Below are 16,873 nucleotides of genomic sequence, written 5' to 3'. Positions count from 1 at the left end.
CCTAATAAAAAATAAAGTCCGTTAGATTTGCTCTAACGGACTTTAAGAAAACCAGATAAGGTTTAGGACTTAAGGCTATTTATCCATGTGTAGAACAGTACGGATAGACTCACCTTTGTGCATTAGGTCGAATGCTTCGTTTACGTCTTCAAGGCCCATAGTGTGAGTGATGAACTCTTGTAGTCCGAACTCACCCGCCATGTAACGGTTTACGATTTCTGGTAGTTCAGAGCGGCCTTTAACACCACCAAAAGCAGAACCACGCCATACACGACCTGTTACTAGTTGGAATGGACGAGTTGAGATCTCTTGACCTGCACCTGCAACACCGATGATTACAGATTCGCCCCAACCTTTGTGACAACATTCAAGAGCTTGACGCATCACGTTTACGTTACCGATACACTCGAATGAGTAATCAACACCACCGTCTGTCATCTCAACAATAACGTCTTGGATTGGCTTGTCGAATTTCATTGGGTTGATGCAGTCAGTCGCGCCAAGTTGTTTTGCTAGCTCGAATTTGCTCTCGTTGATATCAACACCGATGATTTTGCTTGCACCCGCCATACGAGCACCGATGATTGCAGAAAGACCGATACCACCTAGGCCGAATACGGCAACTGTGTCGCCTTTTTCAACTTTAGCTGTGTTTAGTACCGCCCCCATACCAGTGGTTACGCCACAACCTAGAAGACAAACTTCCTCAAGAGGTGCTTCTTTGTTTACTTTCGCTAGTGAGATTTCTGGAAGTACAGTGTACTCAGAGAAAGTAGAACAACCCATGTAGTGGAAAATTGGCTCACCATTGATAGAGAAACGGCTTGTGCCGTCTGGCATTAGACCTTTACCTTGAGTTTCGCGAACCGCTTGGCAAAGATTAGTTTTGCCAGACTTACAGAATTTACATTCGCCACACTCTGCTGTGTAAAGTGGGATAACGTGGTCGCCAACTTCAACGCTTGTTACGCCTTCGCCGACCATTTCAACGATACCGCCACCTTCGTGACCAAGGATAGAAGGGAAGATACCTTCTGGATCGTCACCTGAAAGAGTGAATGCGTCAGTGTGACAAACACCAGTAGCAACGATACGAACAAGTACTTCGCCAGCCTTTGGCAGTTCAACATCAACCGTTTCACGCTTTAGTGGCTCACCAGCTTTCCAAGCAACCATTGCTTTAGATTGGATATGAGTTTGACCAGGTTTGATTTCGATAGTCATGTGATATTTCCTATATTAGTCAGTCAACGTTAAGCTTGTTTGTTATCGCTCTCTCGTTTTGTTGGGGCTAGTATAGGTGTGACTATCAAGTTTGATAATCCCATATTTATGAGAATAATTATTACATATTAGTAATAATAAATAGGAAGATTAACTTCGTCTAACAGCGAATCAAAGGTTTAACCTAGGCTGAATAAAATCGATAAACGCAGAGATACGCTTAGATACCGAGGATGATTTATAGAATACCGCATTGACTCGCTACTGTATTAACTCGATTCAGTGGTCTGCTAGACAAGAAACAGACTCCGCAAGTCGCTGCATCTAGCATCTAGCATCTAGCATCTAGCATCTAGCATCTAGCTAGAATAGAAAAGCCCGAATCTAGATTCGGGCTTTGTCTCTTTGGTTGTTCTACTATTCATTATCAATTGGCTTTAATACTCGGCATGGGTTACCGACTGCGACCACATTGTCTGGAATATCTTTGGTCACAACACTACCCGCACCGATCACACTATTCTTACCAATATTCACGCTTGGGCAAATAATCACGCCAGCACCAATCCAAGCATTGTCACCAATCGTGATTGGCGTACCGAACTCAACGCCTTCATCAACACGGCTCTTTACATCCAATGGGTGACCTGCCGCAAGCACTTGTACATTAGGGGCAAACAGCACATTGTCGCCAATCGTTACTTCAGCCATATCTAACACGACACAATTAAAGTTGGCGTAAAAGTTCTTACCGAGCTTAATGTTTGAGCCGTAGTCGCAGCGAAATGGTGGTTCTAAATATACAACTTTGTTTATGTTGAGAATATTGGCTGTGAGGATAACCAAGCTGGAGATGCCGGAGATGATGCAGAACTGGACAAGCTGTTGCTCGACGCATACTGGCAGTTAGTTGGAGACAATGACAGTATCTATCTTGGTGACCTCGGCACTAAATTGAAGCAATTAGACAGTGCTTTTGACCCTAGAAGTTACGGTAGCGCAAGCCTAAAGAAACTGATCATCAACAAAACGAACCAACTGGAAATTCATGATGTTCGAGACGACCGTTGTTACGTGCGCCTTGCCAACGCTATAGGTACGGTGAAAGCGACACCTAAGAAAGGCAAAGGTTTTGCGTTTATCGTGTGCCAGGGAGAGGAGTTTTATTTTCGTAGGGATGACTTGATAGACGAAAAACACTGGTCAAAGATAAAATCAAATCAGAAGGTCTACTTTCAAAAGAGCTCAAAGCATCATGGCCCCACGCCTGGAGCAACAAATATTAAGATTGGCTGATTTAACAAAAATCCCAACATTGTTCCCCTTGTTGCTAAAGAAATGTCTTTCTCGGAATTGATATTGTGTGCTGAAGTTAACTTCAGCACTTAACCTGAGGCAAATCTGTCCAAGATGTCGTGTACTGCGGTGTTAGAAGCTGACGCCGCATTTGCCACTTTTGCTCAATGCCTTGAGCGCCAAGGAATACCGTATTCTGGCCAAAACGTCGATTCAGACCATCAAACACCGACATTAACGGCGTATTGTTTGGGGTTGGGTTAAACAAGTCCGTTTGCTCTTGCCTCCCATCAACCAAACCCAATAGCCCAACTCCCACTTTGTAAAAGCGCACGCCTTCTGAAAAGAGCTGCGCTGTGAGTTCAGAAACCACTTGAGTTATTTGCGTGACATCCGCCGTTGGGTAAGGGAACCGGTGGACGACACGCCGGTTATAGGGCGCATCATCAAAGGGCGAACTCGAGGCAAAGCACATTAGCACCTTACATAAGGATTGCTGCTTTCTTGCTTTACGCGATGCTATGCCCGCGTGGTGACACAACGCCTGACGTAATAAGGTTTCGTCTTCAATGCGTTCGCCAAAGCTGCGCGTAGAAAAGATCTGTTTTTTATCGGCTCTTGCTGCATCCCACTGTTTACAGACTTGGCCATTGAGCTCACGCACAGTGCGTTCTAACTCCACATTAAACACCTTGCGGGCCAATGGCGCCGGGTACTTGGCCAGTTGTAACGCGGTGGTGATTCCAAGGTGTTTTAGGTGAGTCGTCAGCCGTTTTCCTACTCCCCACACATCACTTACTGAGAGCTGAGCGAGGACACGTTCGCGTTCCACTAAAGTATCGAGCACGCACACCCCATCAAACCCAGCGATTTTCTTTGCCGCTTGATTGGCGATTTTGGCCAGAGTTAACGTCGGTCCAATGCCCACACACACAGGTAACCGACATTCTCGCCACACCGATTTTCTGAGGGTTTGCCCATGCTCACGAAGACACGGTATCGCGAGCGCCGTTCGCTCGAAAGAGAGAAAAGATTCATCGATAGAGTAGATGTGCTGCTCAGGAGCAAATCGGCCGATGACTTCCATCATCTTGCTCGATAAGTCACCGTAAAGCTCATAGTTAGAAGAGAGCGCGATAACGCCGCGTTGCTCGCACAGTGTTTTCATCTGGAAGTAGGGCTTAAACTTCTCGACTCCGCACTCTTTGGCTTGGCGGTTTGCCGCGACTACGCAACCATCATTATTGGACAGAACAACAACAGGCTTACCACGCCATTCGGGGCGAAAGACTTGCTCGGCGCTGCAGTAAAACGCATTGGCATCAACCAGGGCAAACATTACCCTTGCCCCAATAAATGACTGGCCCGGTGACAGCGTATCGAACGTATGACGACGCCTTCCACTGTAAAGGTATCGCAATCTTGGACCAAAACTGGTGCGTGGCCAGGGTTAGCAGAAAGCAGCTGGCGATGCTTAATATCAAGCAACTTACACACGAATTCGCCATTCAGGTTGGCCACAATCACATCCATATTACTCAAGGTGACATGGCGATCGACAATCAGAATATCCCCATCGAAGATACCGACCCCTTGCATCGAGTCGCCGCTCGCGCGCCCTAAAAAAGTCGCGCTTGGGTGCTCGACCAGTAACTCATCTAAATCAAGCGAAAGTTGGCGGTACTCCGCAGCAGGTGACTCAAAGCCAGTGATGCCAGCACGGGCTGAAATAGGAATAACGTTCATAAATAACACTGTTTATATGTACAGTATTATTATGGGTAAAAATGTCCAGAAGCGCAAGCCTGAGATGCGGCTAAGTAACATCTTAATGACCCATGTTTCACTATGAGGTGGGATTGTATTTGGGGGAAATTAAAAGCTCGACTCAAGACATTACTTTGCTTAGCCGAGCTCTTTCAACTTCTTACAGCTTTCCTATTTTTAATCGCTTCCTCGTGAGGTTTGTAGAACTGTTACTGTAAAAGAGGTAAACATCGTTATTGTAATAAATTCTTGGTGGAATCGTTTCTTGAGTGCCGTCAATCATATATGGCGAGTCAAATTGTTCACTCATGATCTGTTGACCGAGTAATGTTGGCTTGAGATCCTTTTTATAATAGTAATCTGTGATACCATTTTCAGCTACAACGATCTTCAATGAGCCATCCTCATTTTTGACTGCTTCAGCGTGTAGTGAGGTGCGTAACCCCGTTCGGCCCTTCGAGCGCCACTTGATATCAGAACCTAGTAAGTATTTAACTGGATCATCATCTTTGACTTCCTCGAATCCCCATGCAATATAGGTTGAAAGATAAAAATCATTTGGTTGGTAGAAGTACTTATCTGAAAGCTTCTGTCCATTATTTTTAAAATAGTAAACCTTATTATTCTTATCGCAATAGATTACACACTTGTATGTCCAACCTAATTTTTTCGCCAACTCTGCTACTTTTGCCTCATGAAGCTCTTGATAGGCTTGTGCAGCTTGTTCTGGTGTCGATATATCTTTACCATTTATAACAGCAGGCAACCAAACTCTGGCAAAATTTTCATAGCTGCCATCAAACACCTCACCAAGTAAAAAGCTTCCTGCTGAGACAGCCAATCCAACCTGACTGGCATTAGTCGAATTAAGTGTTCCTTGGGTTAGATTTACCGTAGCACTGGCTATACCACCAGATGTTCCAGCATTCATTCCACTGTTAAATTCAATTTCTTTTTGTCTGATACGGGCAACAATTTCGGCTCTGTCGTCTGCCTCCATCAAGCTGCGGCTTAGGTATCCAATTTTTTCCACTAACTCAACTTCTGCTTTTGAATCTACATCGGTTGTTTTTATATCGTCGCGATGTTTGTCTTTCAAATAAGGACTCCTAGCACAGCCCAGCATAAGAAGAGATATCGCAGTTATTAATGTTAATTTTTTCATGAAGTTTTGCCGCAGCTCCTTATCGTTTTCTAATTCAGATTTTTAATTTAAGACAATCAGTATAATTCCGGCAGATTTTAAGCAATTCGATTCTCAACCAGACCATTAACCAAAGTGAGGGTGGTCTTAGCCATTTTCATCGGATTATATTTCGTAGGAATACTCACGCCCTTACAATGTTTTATTCGCTCTCTCACAACACACACATTAGCAATCGCATGTATAACGACACGTAGGATAATTTGAACAGCCATAAAAGCGCTTACCTGTATTCATTCCCCTTCTAGCAACACGTAACACAAGCTTAGAGCGACACTGAGGACAAACTCGATCTTCCGCTGAGGACACATTTTTAGGTTCAGGTACCACTGTTTTATTCTGAAAATAGCGGCCGTCTTCAACCATATGAACCAGTTCACTGCCATTAACGAGCCATAATCGTTTATCCACCGCGAAGGCAATTGCTTCAGATGTGAACCCCCCTGATGTGACTATGATCATTTTACTGGCATTGTTAGCGATCATAACTCCATACATTTCTCTTAGAACTTGCACGCCAACTTTACGAGTTTTCCAATGCTTACATTGCACAAGGCTCAGCTCACCGTTTTTCGTCAGCCAAATATCAACACCACCGTCGGCCTTCTGAGAGAAAGATTGTTTAACGTCATAACCCTGAAATTTAAAGTATTCTCCAATATAGCTTTCAAACTCGACCCAATTTAAGTCATTCAATGGCGAAGTATTCTTGCAAATCTTTATTTGGGAAGTGGTCGTATGGTAGCTTCGTTTTCGCATGTACTGCCTAAAACAAGCTATTGGCGCAGGGAACAAAAATAGAAAGGCTAAATGGGGAGCTACCAGTGGAAGGTTGGAACCCAAGGCATTAAGGATGAAATTATCACTTTTAGCCGCTAAGCACGGCAACAGGTACGATAGGCCAAAGTATATAACGACAGCAAACAATACACTTAGCCACCATGGAGCAGCCATTAAATGCCATATAATTCCATCTTTACGCCGCGCCATTACTTTCGCTCTTAATACTCAACTATACGCATTAGAACATAGGTAATAATAGGATAGAAACATTTAGATTAATAATGCTAGGGTGCTCACTGACTAAATAAATTTTATATCGAGGTGACCCGGTATACCGCAAGGAAGAATTAATTCAAGAAATTGGATGCGCCGCCGTTGACCTATAGCTTATTCCCCAAATTCACCAGACCGAAAGTGAAGGATTCGCGCGCTAGCCAGGCCTCCTTGCTTCAAAGATGAAAAGAGAAATTCGACACAATGGCGCCTTTTTTCATTCCCACTCCTCAAGCTGTTCTAAAAACCGCTCAAAATCCTCTTTTGTCACGATCTTCTCTCCATTCTCGGCAAGCACAATATTCAACGCAGCCACCATTTGGCCAATAGGCGGGTTTAATGCGGCTAACTTTTCGAACAAGTGGACTAAGCGAGCATCAATAGTAAAGCGACCTTCTTGTGACATTGTCACGCCTCCAGTGATTTACGAGGGGAGTGCGGGGCGTTAGCCCCGCCCAGTTATGCTTGAACGGCTTGAGCCAGTTCACCCTGTGGAACATAAACCGCTTTGCAGTCTTCACGCCAAAAGCGCACTTTACGCACCGACCAACCACAACGAATAAAATCTTTATTCGTGAGATAGGTACCGGCCCCCATTGAATAGTTTTCTCGGTGTTCACTACTTTGCGTTTTATCCGCTAAAAACGTCGTATCTTCATGGTTTAAGCACGCTTTGCGCAGCTCTGGGAACAACCGGCGCGTATGTTTAGACCAGGCGAGAACAATCGTTTTTTCGGTATTGAAGCGGTAGTCATCACCATAAGGATCGCTACTTTCCTCATCAAATACGGTGTACGTGGCCACAATGACACCCTGCGCCCAATCCGGTATGGAAAGCGATGCCCGAAACGCCTTCTCTCGTTCTACTTGCTGTTGGTGTGCCGCTTTTCTTTGTTTAGCCTTGGCCTGTTCCTCGGCTTCTTGTTGCGCTTTCGCTAAACGGGTGCGCGCTAACACCTGAGATCGAGACAACGCCACCGTATGCCGATTTAACTGATAGGTTTTAAGCAATGCGAGCAGCTCACGCCCTTGGGCGTGAGTAAAGTACCAATGCGACGGATCACTTTTCTCAAGCGATAGGGCGTACTCGAGTACACGAAAACAGTGGTCCGCAAACCCACACTCATTACCACCGCAACCCAAATCGACGCGGCAACGATGCTGATGGCCACCTTCGAACTTCACCGTTACTTCTGTTTTGTCGTAACCACCTAATGGATTATCCAAAGCAGCTTTCAGTGCAATGGCCTCAAAGATTTCGAACTCAAACTCTTCACCCGTTTGTAGCCTGGAAGATTCAGACCAGTGAATCACAACAGACAGCGGCACCACCTTCATTGTTGTAGAGCCTGACGGATGCAACGGGGATACGTTGCTCGCTTTTGCGGGCTTAGTGCTGTGAGTTTGCGAAGAAAGGGAATGTGACATGCTGTGCTCCTTGGGTTGTTAGGGTTTCATCGTCGTTTTCGCCTAACTTCCCGGCAGCCTGCATGGTTTTCACTGGCAAAAGCGCGCAGCGTTCATTTCACTTTTTCTAGTGAAGTTCTGCAGGCGAAGGATAGAAGTGGCGTAAACGAAACGTTGAAACCCAGCCAAGGACAAAATAGAGCACAAACACCACGCATACTCAGACAGCACTTGGCCGCAAAAGTGAAAGCTTGCCTAGCCCTGATTGTGACCCGTAGGGCTAAGACAATAGGAAATACGCTGTTTGTATTTTTTATTGGCTTGGTTGAGCCACCGAGGAGGGAGGAACGAGCGAAGAGGTACGCGAGATAAAGCAGGTCTCAGCTTCGGTGTTATCAATACAAACATGCCAAAGTAACCAAGCCATGACGTTTGGTGGCGACATGATGGGTAACTTGAAGTGCTTATCGATTAGTTAGAGGATAATTATCCTAACAACGCCAACAATCAGCATCTTAAACCTAGCCAGTAAAAATAAATAACGGTGATCACAGGTTAAGACTGAGCCTGTAAATCTGATTTCGGACAGAAATTAGTTTCGAAAAACCTTACATCAGAAAGTTGTGAATAACTACAGGTATGGAAAATAGCAAAACTGACGTGCAGGACACACTGGATGATGTGTCGAAACCTCTGCCTTACGAAGACCGCATTCGCCTTGAGACAAGTATCAAGGCCGCCACCCTTCTAGAGAACATCGCACAATTTACCTACATTGAGGCTCGGGCTTGTTCAATACTTGGGATTTAACGTTGGCTAAGCAACGCTTAATCCTTATCTGTTAGGGCGTATTTTATTGTGCTACCGCAAGTAAAAACTGAAGAAATACCGTACTTACATAGATTGCTAAAGATAGACCAAGAAACATCAATATAGCTACTATTCTTTGCTTCCAAAGTGCAACCACAGGCTGTGGACACATCGTTATTTGGGTTGCAGTACATTGATCACTTCTGACATTTATTAACGCAGGAAGATCATTATTTACTGACAGCAACTCACAAGTTATTTGCTCGCGAGGTGCTAGTGAGTCAAAGACCATGACATAGCGACCATCATTCTGCTCGTGTTCTATGAAATGTCGAGAAGGCCAAATATTAATACAAGGTGGTTTCCAGTTGAAAACTAACTCAACTTTAGTCGCTGTATCCTGACCAGGATTCGAAACAATATGAGACATTGTTTTCACGGTTTGTCTTTGGCTTACGACGTTACCATTTTGATCCTTAACTGGCTCTTCGACTAAAAATGTAAATCCATGAGGGCTAGCAACATGCAACTTTGCTTTAGCCTTAAAGTAGTAGTTTAAGAACCACGTTAATAACGGTACTGATAAAGCGAATATTTCTTTCGCATATTGTTGTAAAAAATCCAAATTATACTCCTAATCCCTAACGCATTGTTAAGTAGCAGCTAACTGCCACTACATTCAAACAAAGCCACTGTGATCACTAAACCAAACCAAAATCGCCAACTGTTAGCTGGCTGCTTGAACAATTTGTTGTTGCGTTCTAAATTTTGTAGTCAGAAACTTCTAAGTCCCAAGTCCCTACCTTGCGGCGTACTAATTGAACATTTACACCACTTGATTGCCAAGCTTTTCGGATATTAAAGTAATCATCTTCGTTCATACCCAAACGGGTAACATTGCTGTAGGTAGAACAACCTAGATATGCTTCAACTATTGATTCTTTAGGAAGCGATAAACAATACAGTGGACGCCCCAGAATTGTTACTTGATTCCATGTTCCTGCTTCATTCTCAAACTCACATGCCGAGTAACGAGATTTCTGAGAACCATTAATTTTTTTTACAACTCTCACCTCCTCTTCGTACCCCCATGTTAGATCTTTCATAAGAAATGCGTTTTTAAACAGACCGTAATTATGATGTCTAAAACATTCATATTCTGTACCTATAGACATTAATGACTCGGCGCTTGAAGTCGGGAGCATATTTTGTGGCATGGTTGATGTGTAAACTATCTCACCATATTGGGCAGGAATTACACATGATTTTTCATCCAGCAAATTAGCCTTTTTCATATCAATGCCAATAACTACACCTCTGTGGTCATCACCATAATGTGCCCACATCAGAGGGTTTAGCGGGTTGCGCGTAAGAGACAACACCCCATAATTTCTACTTAGTCGATTGCGGTGCGGATTTTTCTGTAGCTTACTACTCAATGTATCTGATTCTTCAAAACAGATAGCTGTACCTTCAAATGGATCATTAAGGTCTTCCAAACAAGAAAAGCCTATTGAGCTATTCTTCATTACCTTCGAAGCAGACTGAAATGACATATATTTATAAAGAATCATGCTTAACCTATTCCTCGAAGCAACTAACGTTTTATCGACAGATTTTTTCCGTAATTATATGCAACAAATAGTAACGCCAATTACACTCACGTTCAATCTCATGCCCGTATTGCCTAGCGCCTAGGATATGAACTTCAGAAATTGCCAAAAGTTTCCGTATAACTCCGGCGTATTCTGAACAATACTATTTTCAACCTATATAGGCCCCAAGGTCTGCTCCTCTTTCATTGGATTAGATTTGATAGGGGAAACGCACACCCCAAATGACGTGTCTAAATTTCTTCCTTACGAAGAGCGTACTCGCCTTGAGAAAAGCATCAAGGCGGCCACCCTTCTAGAGCAGATCGCACAATTTACTGATATAGAAGCTCAGTCTTGTTCAACACTTGGTATTTAACGTTAGCTACACAACGCTTAATCCTTATTTGTTAGTTGCTATTTATCACCCTGACGAACGTAACTAACATTGTACAACCTAAGACGTAGTCAAAATTCTACCAGCAGTTTTATCACTTAGCTTTTTAATAGTTCCGCCAAAAATGAAGTCTGGTAATACCCAAGTTGCAATAAATGGTATTACCGAAATAAGGTACTTAACGAAACCCGCAGTTTCACCAGATATAGTAATATCAGCAAAAACAATAGTGTTTGGGAGAGACATAGCACTCACTTGATAGCAAACCAAAGCCAACGTTAAGGAAACCAATAATCTAAGAATTTTCTCAAAAAATAACGACAAACGAGAAAAGTTATCCGCTCTTACTTCATTTCGGGCAGCATGAACGCTAGCTTCAATGTCACGAGACGATTCCTCTTTAACGTTTTCAATTTCATTAAGGTAACTACTCTTAGATTCAGATGTTTGACGTTCCAAAAACTCTACTTTTTCTTGTAGCTTTCCAACCTTGTCATTAAGTTCAGAATTTTGCTTTTCCTTAATAACTTGGTCTTTTGATTTGGCAACAATAGCTTCACGAGCTTTGTTTCTTTCTAACTCAACCTTTCTGACCTTGTCTTCCAAATTAGACTTCTCGGAACTATAGAGCAACTCTTTTAATCTTTCTTCTTCATCAAGCCTAATTTTAGATTGAACAAGTAGTTCTTCAAAGTTATCTTCATCTATTTGGTTATAGTTTGAGCCTACCTCGTCGATTAAATAGTTAAAGACGCGATCATTACAAACTATGCGTTCATAGTCTTTAACTTTTTCTTCCGGTAAGTTCTTTAAGAACTCTTTAACCTTATAGAAAACCTCTTTGTGCATCTCAAAAGCACGAGCACAAGAGCTAACGAGGGTGAGCGAAGTTATATCTTGGCCAACTCCGCCACTAATAACCCATAAGAGCACCGCTAATTTTTTTTCACTAAGTAACGGAGTCATATCTGGCTTAGTGAATGTTCTGAGTGTATACAGAACTTTATTAGCTGATTTAATCAAGCTTTCATTCGGTGATATAAGAAAAGATTTGGATTCAGCGATATTCTTAATCGAAGAGTACCCATGATTAGCTACAACATACGTAATAGACTCTACATCATTGTACAATGCAACTTCATTACTATACCAAGACAATTCTGTTGATAACTTCTCTTTTAGAGCAGCACCATGAAGATTACTTGCATATGAGGATATGTTTATATACTTATTATTAACGCTGAAATTGTATTGTTGAGATAAAATATCTTTTACACTATTCTGAGCCGTTCTTACATCTATGATCTTGCATGGGTTCTTGAAAATATAATGATCTAAAGAGCTAACTCTTGGTTGTTTTCTATCTCTATTTGAAAGTGCTATTCTAATGGATGTTTGAGCCTCTTCAATGTAGTTTTCGGTTGTAGTAAGAATACCGCCTTCATCTAGAATTTTGTTGATCAATAGCCTTGAACATTGGACGGAGTATTCATCGTTAAAGCCTAATACGTTGAGTAGAATCGGGGCGTCTATATAGAAACTTTTTCCGTTAATCGAACCATTTGCGATTGATGGCTCTTTAATACTCAGAACAACTTCTGACAAAATACAGCCAGAATAAGCTTTATTTAGTACTTCTTTTAGTTCACCGCCTTTCTCTTCAATTGCATTTACAAACCAGACAAAAGTGTAGTCTAGAATGTCGCTACATTTATATTGTTTAACTTTGCTAGGGGCGTATTTTTCTACAAAGGTATCTATCTGAACCAATCTTGAGATAAACTCACTTGAATAGTCTACATCAGGGCTAGCCACCTTAGCTTGCTTCATATTCTTCTTAGCACGCTTCTCATACTCGCTGAATATCTTTTGTATATCAGACTGAAGCTTGGCATTGTCTATTTTTGGAATTGAGTCGATATAATATCTTTTGCCCTTGTTCCTCTCATTTATGATAGTTAAGACCCCTGCCTCCACTAGTTTTGGCGCAAGATCTTCGGCTACATATGGATGCATTTCCAGACCATATGTAGCATTTATCTCTTTACAAAACTTTTCTGGTACGAACTCTTTGCCTTCCAAGTCAGATAAAAGCGGAGTAAAAAGAGGCAAAAGCCCTCTAACTAAATCGCCAGTTTCAGCGAATTGCTCATGAACTAGAGCGAAGTGAAACATATGTTTGCTTAACATTTTACCTCTATCATTATCATTGCTAGCCAACATACGGGATTATATGTCCTAAGTTGCACATTTCTATAAGTGAAACAAATGATTGAATACCATATTAACGCATGGCAACTAACGCTTATTAGACGAAAAATTGGCGTTTTTCATCATTCGGAAATGCAGTCATTCTCATATTAACTCAACCAATAATCAATAATTTATGACACATGACGTGAAGTTAGACTGTAGGATGTCGCCTAATGACGAGAATGAACAGTTATCAACTTAATCGAATAGTTTATGGTAGGGGAAAACACATGTTCCGTGGGTGGAATCCCCCCGAAAGCACAAATACACCAACCCACCACGACACGACCACAGCTGCTGCGCCATTAAATTACAAGTGAATATTAAACCGCGTAGCACCAAGCCCACCGCAAACGTAGAACACCCTAGAACCAAAGAACGGGGCGCAGCATTGGGTGGGCGGGGGATGTGGTGGTATGCCATAAAACAGCTTGCGCCTTTTATGGATTGACCGGCACGGGCAACAACGAAAGCACCACAAGTGGTGAATCATAGAAAGTGATGAACGTACCCGCATGAAAACACGTTGTTTGTGTTTTGATGCGTTAGCCAATTGCCCTGCTTTGCCCGTGTTTTTGGGCAAGGCAGATAAACAATTGCCAGCTTGCCTGGCCGCCTGAAAGCATGCTTTTTATGCGGTTGTGAAAATTTACACATAATGTCCAATAATACTTGAAGTAGCCCAGTGCCCGACAGCTTGCTGGCGAACCGGCACGTGCTATTTTGTATTATTCCACATTATGTTCAATTTGAACTAAAGGCCCCAAGCTTGGGGTTTGGGGTTGATAACAGAGCTTTTAAGGGGCTTTGCTATGGAAGACAAAGCGTAGCCGCCTGAGTGGTGAAGACGTTTATGTGATGGGCTGTGGCGCGCAGCGGCACGTGTTTAGCCCATGACATGTTTTTGCGTGTTCACCACTGAGAAGTGGCAAGTTTTGGCTGGAGTGGTGAGCAAGGCCATCCTATTGCTGTAACTCTATCATTTCAAAGGACTTAATTCTTCGAGGTAGGTCGATGAATACTTTATCCTGAGCGAATACCTCTGAGATAATCGGAAGTCTTTCTTTACCCAACTTTTTAACCTTTAGAGAAATCATACAAGTCCTTCGTCCCAATAAACCGTTAGGGAAAGACTCACTTTGGATTAACGCTCTAATTAAATAGTCTCTATCTCTAAACTGTGCTACTTGATAGCTTTTCTTATTTATTAAGATGTGGGGATTTACTTCAATCTGCTCAAAGTTTGCTACAAAAAACTTGGGGAGTTTCTTGTCTGAATGGTAAAGACGTAGTCTTCTAACTTTGTTTACAAGTTCGCTATCGAGAGTTTGTGTCTTTTTCTTAGTCTTATTTGTGACCTTTTGAGGAGCTTTAAGCCGTTTTTTCTCTTTCATTTTTTGACGGTAATGTTTAATTACTACGCTCTTATAAGCCCCCTTATTTATGAGCCAGCATGAGTGAACTTTCCAGCCCCCCTCTGAGGGTGTTCGATCAGCTAAAAAGCAGCCACCATTACTTGAATTCTCTACAAAGTAAACTGGTGCTTTACACCAAAAACACAACGTTGAAAATATTTTACCTTGCTCGCTAATTGGCTTCCCACGCATTCTCACCAGTGATTCTGGGTTTTTTAAGCTTTTTGATATCGATGAAACACACTCAGGCCCTGCACCCTGGACTATAACTTTTCTACCATCACTCAATGTTCGCCAATAAGACATACATTATTTCCTTAACACCTTATAAACCGTCGTCCGGCTGCACCCTAACTCTTTGCTGATCGCGTGCTTATTCATCCCCTGCCCTGCAAGCTCCTGAATACGCTCATGAAGCTGCTTATTAGGAAATCGGCCGAGGTGCCTTCCCTCTTCTCGTGCTCGCTCCCTGCCCTCGTTACAGCGCTGTAAGATACGTTTTCTTTCCATCTCTGCGAACGCCGATATCGTGGTGTAAATGACTCGACCGACATCGCTATTAATGTCGACATTGCCCAGATCGTGAAAGACTAAGCCCGCGCCTTTCTTTGCCAGCGCATCAGCAATTTGCAGGGCATCGATAGTGTTACGAGCTAAACGGTCCACTTTCATCACATGGATGGTGTCCCCTTCCCGAGAGAAATCGATTAAAGCGTTCAGCTGCTCACGCTCGGCACTTTTACCACTCGCGTTCTCTTGAAAGATTTTTTCACAGCCAACCAGTTTGAGCTGTTCAACCTGAATGTCGAGCGACTGATCGCTCGAGCTGACACGGGCATAGCCAATTAGCATGAGTTAACGCCTTAATATGTTCATTTAGTTACACTAACTATAATGGTCATGTCCATTAGATATCAATAGGAGTTTGTGAACACTGAAAACGATCCTTTTGATAGGTGTCCTTAAAGTACACCTTCAGAATCAGGGATCAGCTTATCAATCGCCGTGCGCCATTCATCGGTATCTGGAATAATGTTGTTAAGCTTTTGCAGAACCTTACGACACTCGATTCGCTCAGCGTACAACTCTTCATCCCATGCTAAGTAAGGCTCTCCAGCCAACATCTTCTGTTTTTCTGTTTTCACGTTATTTACCTATTTCCACACGACTGACCCAGTAATGGTCAATACAATGACCAAAAAAGGCAATACCGCATATCTTTCCCTCTCACAATAAGAGCGGTTTTAAGATGCTTACGGAGATGCGCTTCCTGTCACGATTTGTAGTGAACGACCCATTAAAATTCATGCTCAACAAACGCAACACATAGATGAAACCAATAAAAAAGCCTTTGCTATTAAGCAAAGGCCAATTGAAATTGATGTGTCATATCGTTTAGGTACGCTGTGCAACTGAATCTCGAATGACAAGACTACCCGTAGTGTCGATGGCATCTGCGTGTTCCGAATCTCCAACGATTTGTAGAATCGCCTTTTGGGTCATTTGCTCTAATGGAACGCTCACAGAGGTTAAGCTTGGTGTGAGGAACTCGCCTACTTTACTGTTATCAAAGCCAACGATAGAGATATCTTGAGGTAATGAATACCCCAGCTCAGTTAACGCCTTAATTGCACCAATCGCCATGTCATCGTTTTCAGACAGGATCGCAGTGAAGCTTGCTTTACGTTCCACTAAAGATTGAGCGGCACGGTAACCACTCTCCATGGTCCAGTTGCCTTGAGCAACGTTAGATTGGTTTAGCTCAATACCATGCTTAGTGAGCACATCTTGATAAGCTTGATAACGCTGTTCATCGGTCGACGAGCCAGCTTTACCACGGATAACCGCAATCTCTGTATGTCCCTGCTCTATGATGTGTTCAACCATCAAACAAGCACTTCGATAATGATCGGTAGTGATCGCATGCTCAGGCTTCGAAGGCATTTCACGGTTGAGCACAAGAATGGGAGTGTCAGTGCTCTCAATGCTCTGCGCGATTTTAGATTCACTCAAGCATTGCGGATAAATGATGATCCCGGCGCATTTCATATCGAGTAGAAAATTAATGGCTTTGCGCTCGTCTTCAGCACTGTGTTTACCATCGGTAATCACCAACTGATGATTGGATTTTTCACTGTAAGAAGCGGCGTGATACATCAAAGACGAAAAGTAAGGGCCGTTGAAAAGCTCGTTGGTAATAACAAAACCGATAAAATTAGTCTTCTTAGTCGCCAATTGTTGAGCCAACAAGTTTGGTCGATAGCCTGTCTCCTGAATCGCATCAAAGACCTTCTTGGCAACGTCAGGCCTTACGATGTTCTTGCCGTTCAGCACGCGAGAGACCGTCGATTTAGAGACGCCAGCGCGGTTCGCAACATCAAGCATGGTGACCATTCACTTACCCTTCTATAGAAAACTAGCCGACCTAAGCCAGCTAATTGTATTGCTTAGT

Annotated in this window: 15 protein-coding genes and 2 pseudogenes; 2 read left to right on the top strand and 15 right to left on the bottom strand. The window is 42.9% G+C overall.

Annotation, left to right across the window (positions count from 1 at the left end; translation table 11 throughout):
* Nucleotides 1-75 precede the first annotated feature (75 nt).
* The gene (locus OCV52_RS21960; RefSeq protein WP_137406162.1) at nucleotides 76-1,224 is read right to left on the bottom strand and encodes an S-(hydroxymethyl)glutathione dehydrogenase/class III alcohol dehydrogenase; all 1,149 of its coding nucleotides are present in this window, start codon (nucleotides 1,222-1,224) and stop codon (nucleotides 76-78) included.
* A gap of 417 nt (nucleotides 1,225-1,641) precedes the next feature.
* Nucleotides 1,642-2,025: pseudogene (locus OCV52_RS21955) on the bottom strand (sugar O-acetyltransferase); the annotation flags it as partial.
* Nucleotides 2,026-2,109: 84 nt separating this feature from the next.
* Here OCV52_RS21955 and OCV52_RS21950 point away from each other — a divergent pair.
* The gene (locus tag OCV52_RS21950; protein ID WP_170222395.1) at nucleotides 2,110-2,520 is read left to right on the top strand and encodes an OST-HTH/LOTUS domain-containing protein; all 411 of its coding nucleotides are present in this window, start codon (nucleotides 2,110-2,112) and stop codon (nucleotides 2,518-2,520) included.
* Nucleotides 2,521-2,602: 82 nt separating this feature from the next.
* On the opposite strand, the gene OCV52_RS21945 is transcribed toward OCV52_RS21950, so the two are convergent.
* The 8 genes from OCV52_RS21945 to OCV52_RS21910 all read right to left on the bottom strand — a co-directional run bounded on the left by OCV52_RS21945 (nucleotide 2,603) and on the right by OCV52_RS21910 (nucleotide 10,338).
* On the bottom strand, nucleotides 2,603-3,859 hold the full coding sequence (locus tag OCV52_RS21945) for a Y-family DNA polymerase (protein WP_137406159.1): 1,257 nt from the start codon (nucleotides 3,857-3,859) through the stop codon (nucleotides 2,603-2,605).
* Entirely contained in the window at nucleotides 3,859-4,266 is a 408-nt protein-coding gene (locus OCV52_RS21940; RefSeq protein ID WP_137406158.1) for a LexA family protein, read from the bottom strand. The genes OCV52_RS21945 and OCV52_RS21940 overlap by 1 nt, the downstream gene beginning before the upstream one ends.
* 181 nt (nucleotides 4,267-4,447) lie before the next feature.
* Nucleotides 4,448-5,386: a hypothetical protein gene (locus OCV52_RS21935; RefSeq protein ID WP_137406157.1), complete on the bottom strand. Its 939-nt coding sequence runs from the start codon at nucleotides 5,384-5,386 to the stop codon at nucleotides 4,448-4,450.
* 273 nt (nucleotides 5,387-5,659) lie between these two features.
* Nucleotides 5,660-6,481: a restriction endonuclease gene (locus OCV52_RS21930; RefSeq protein ID WP_137406156.1), complete on the bottom strand. Its 822-nt coding sequence runs from the start codon at nucleotides 6,479-6,481 to the stop codon at nucleotides 5,660-5,662.
* Nucleotides 6,482-6,764: 283 nt separating this feature from the next.
* Nucleotides 6,765-6,953, bottom strand: coding sequence for a hypothetical protein (locus tag OCV52_RS21925; protein ID WP_137406155.1), 189 nt, complete (start codon nucleotides 6,951-6,953; stop codon nucleotides 6,765-6,767).
* Between the two features lie 53 nt (nucleotides 6,954-7,006).
* Nucleotides 7,007-7,975 carry an LPD25 domain-containing protein gene (locus tag OCV52_RS21920; protein ID WP_137406154.1) on the bottom strand — a complete coding sequence of 323 codons (969 nt, stop codon included), beginning with the start codon at nucleotides 7,973-7,975 and terminating at the stop codon, nucleotides 7,007-7,009.
* Between the two features lie 832 nt (nucleotides 7,976-8,807).
* Nucleotides 8,808-9,389, bottom strand: coding sequence for a hypothetical protein (locus OCV52_RS21915; RefSeq protein WP_137406153.1), 582 nt, complete (start codon nucleotides 9,387-9,389; stop codon nucleotides 8,808-8,810).
* A gap of 136 nt (nucleotides 9,390-9,525) precedes the next feature.
* Nucleotides 9,526-10,338: a DUF2971 domain-containing protein gene (locus OCV52_RS21910; RefSeq protein ID WP_137406152.1), complete on the bottom strand. Its 813-nt coding sequence runs from the start codon at nucleotides 10,336-10,338 to the stop codon at nucleotides 9,526-9,528.
* A gap of 238 nt (nucleotides 10,339-10,576) precedes the next feature.
* On the opposite strand from OCV52_RS21910, the gene OCV52_RS21905 reads away from it, so the two are divergent.
* Entirely contained in the window at nucleotides 10,577-10,735 is a 159-nt protein-coding gene (locus OCV52_RS21905) for a hypothetical protein (RefSeq protein WP_170222394.1), read from the top strand.
* Between the two features lie 78 nt (nucleotides 10,736-10,813).
* On the opposite strand, the gene OCV52_RS21900 is transcribed toward OCV52_RS21905, so the two are convergent.
* The 5 genes and pseudogenes from OCV52_RS21900 to OCV52_RS21880 all read right to left on the bottom strand — a co-directional run bounded on the left by OCV52_RS21900 (nucleotide 10,814) and on the right by OCV52_RS21880 (nucleotide 16,815).
* Entirely contained in the window at nucleotides 10,814-12,943 is a 2,130-nt protein-coding gene (locus OCV52_RS21900) for a hypothetical protein (RefSeq protein WP_137406151.1), read from the bottom strand.
* Nucleotides 12,944-13,968: 1,025 nt separating this feature from the next.
* Entirely contained in the window at nucleotides 13,969-14,727 is a 759-nt protein-coding gene (locus tag OCV52_RS21895) for a hypothetical protein (RefSeq protein ID WP_137406150.1), read from the bottom strand.
* Nucleotides 14,728-14,730: 3 nt separating this feature from the next.
* Nucleotides 14,731-15,273 (bottom strand): recombinase family protein, encoded by a 543-nt coding sequence (locus OCV52_RS21890; protein WP_137406149.1) that lies wholly within the window; start codon nucleotides 15,271-15,273, stop codon nucleotides 14,731-14,733.
* Between the two features lie 119 nt (nucleotides 15,274-15,392).
* Nucleotides 15,393-15,566: pseudogene (locus OCV52_RS21885) on the bottom strand (maltose acetyltransferase domain-containing protein); the annotation flags it as partial.
* Nucleotides 15,567-15,816: 250 nt separating this feature from the next.
* A complete protein-coding gene (locus OCV52_RS21880) occupies nucleotides 15,817-16,815 on the bottom strand; it encodes a LacI family DNA-binding transcriptional regulator (RefSeq protein WP_137406148.1) in 999 nt (332 codons plus the stop codon).
* Nucleotides 16,816-16,873: the final 58 nt, after the last annotated feature.

It is taken from the genome of Vibrio chagasii (assembly GCF_024347355.1).
Lineage (GTDB): Bacteria > Pseudomonadota > Gammaproteobacteria > Enterobacterales > Vibrionaceae > Vibrio > Vibrio chagasii.
This window is presented reverse-complemented; position numbering and strand designations above follow the sequence as displayed.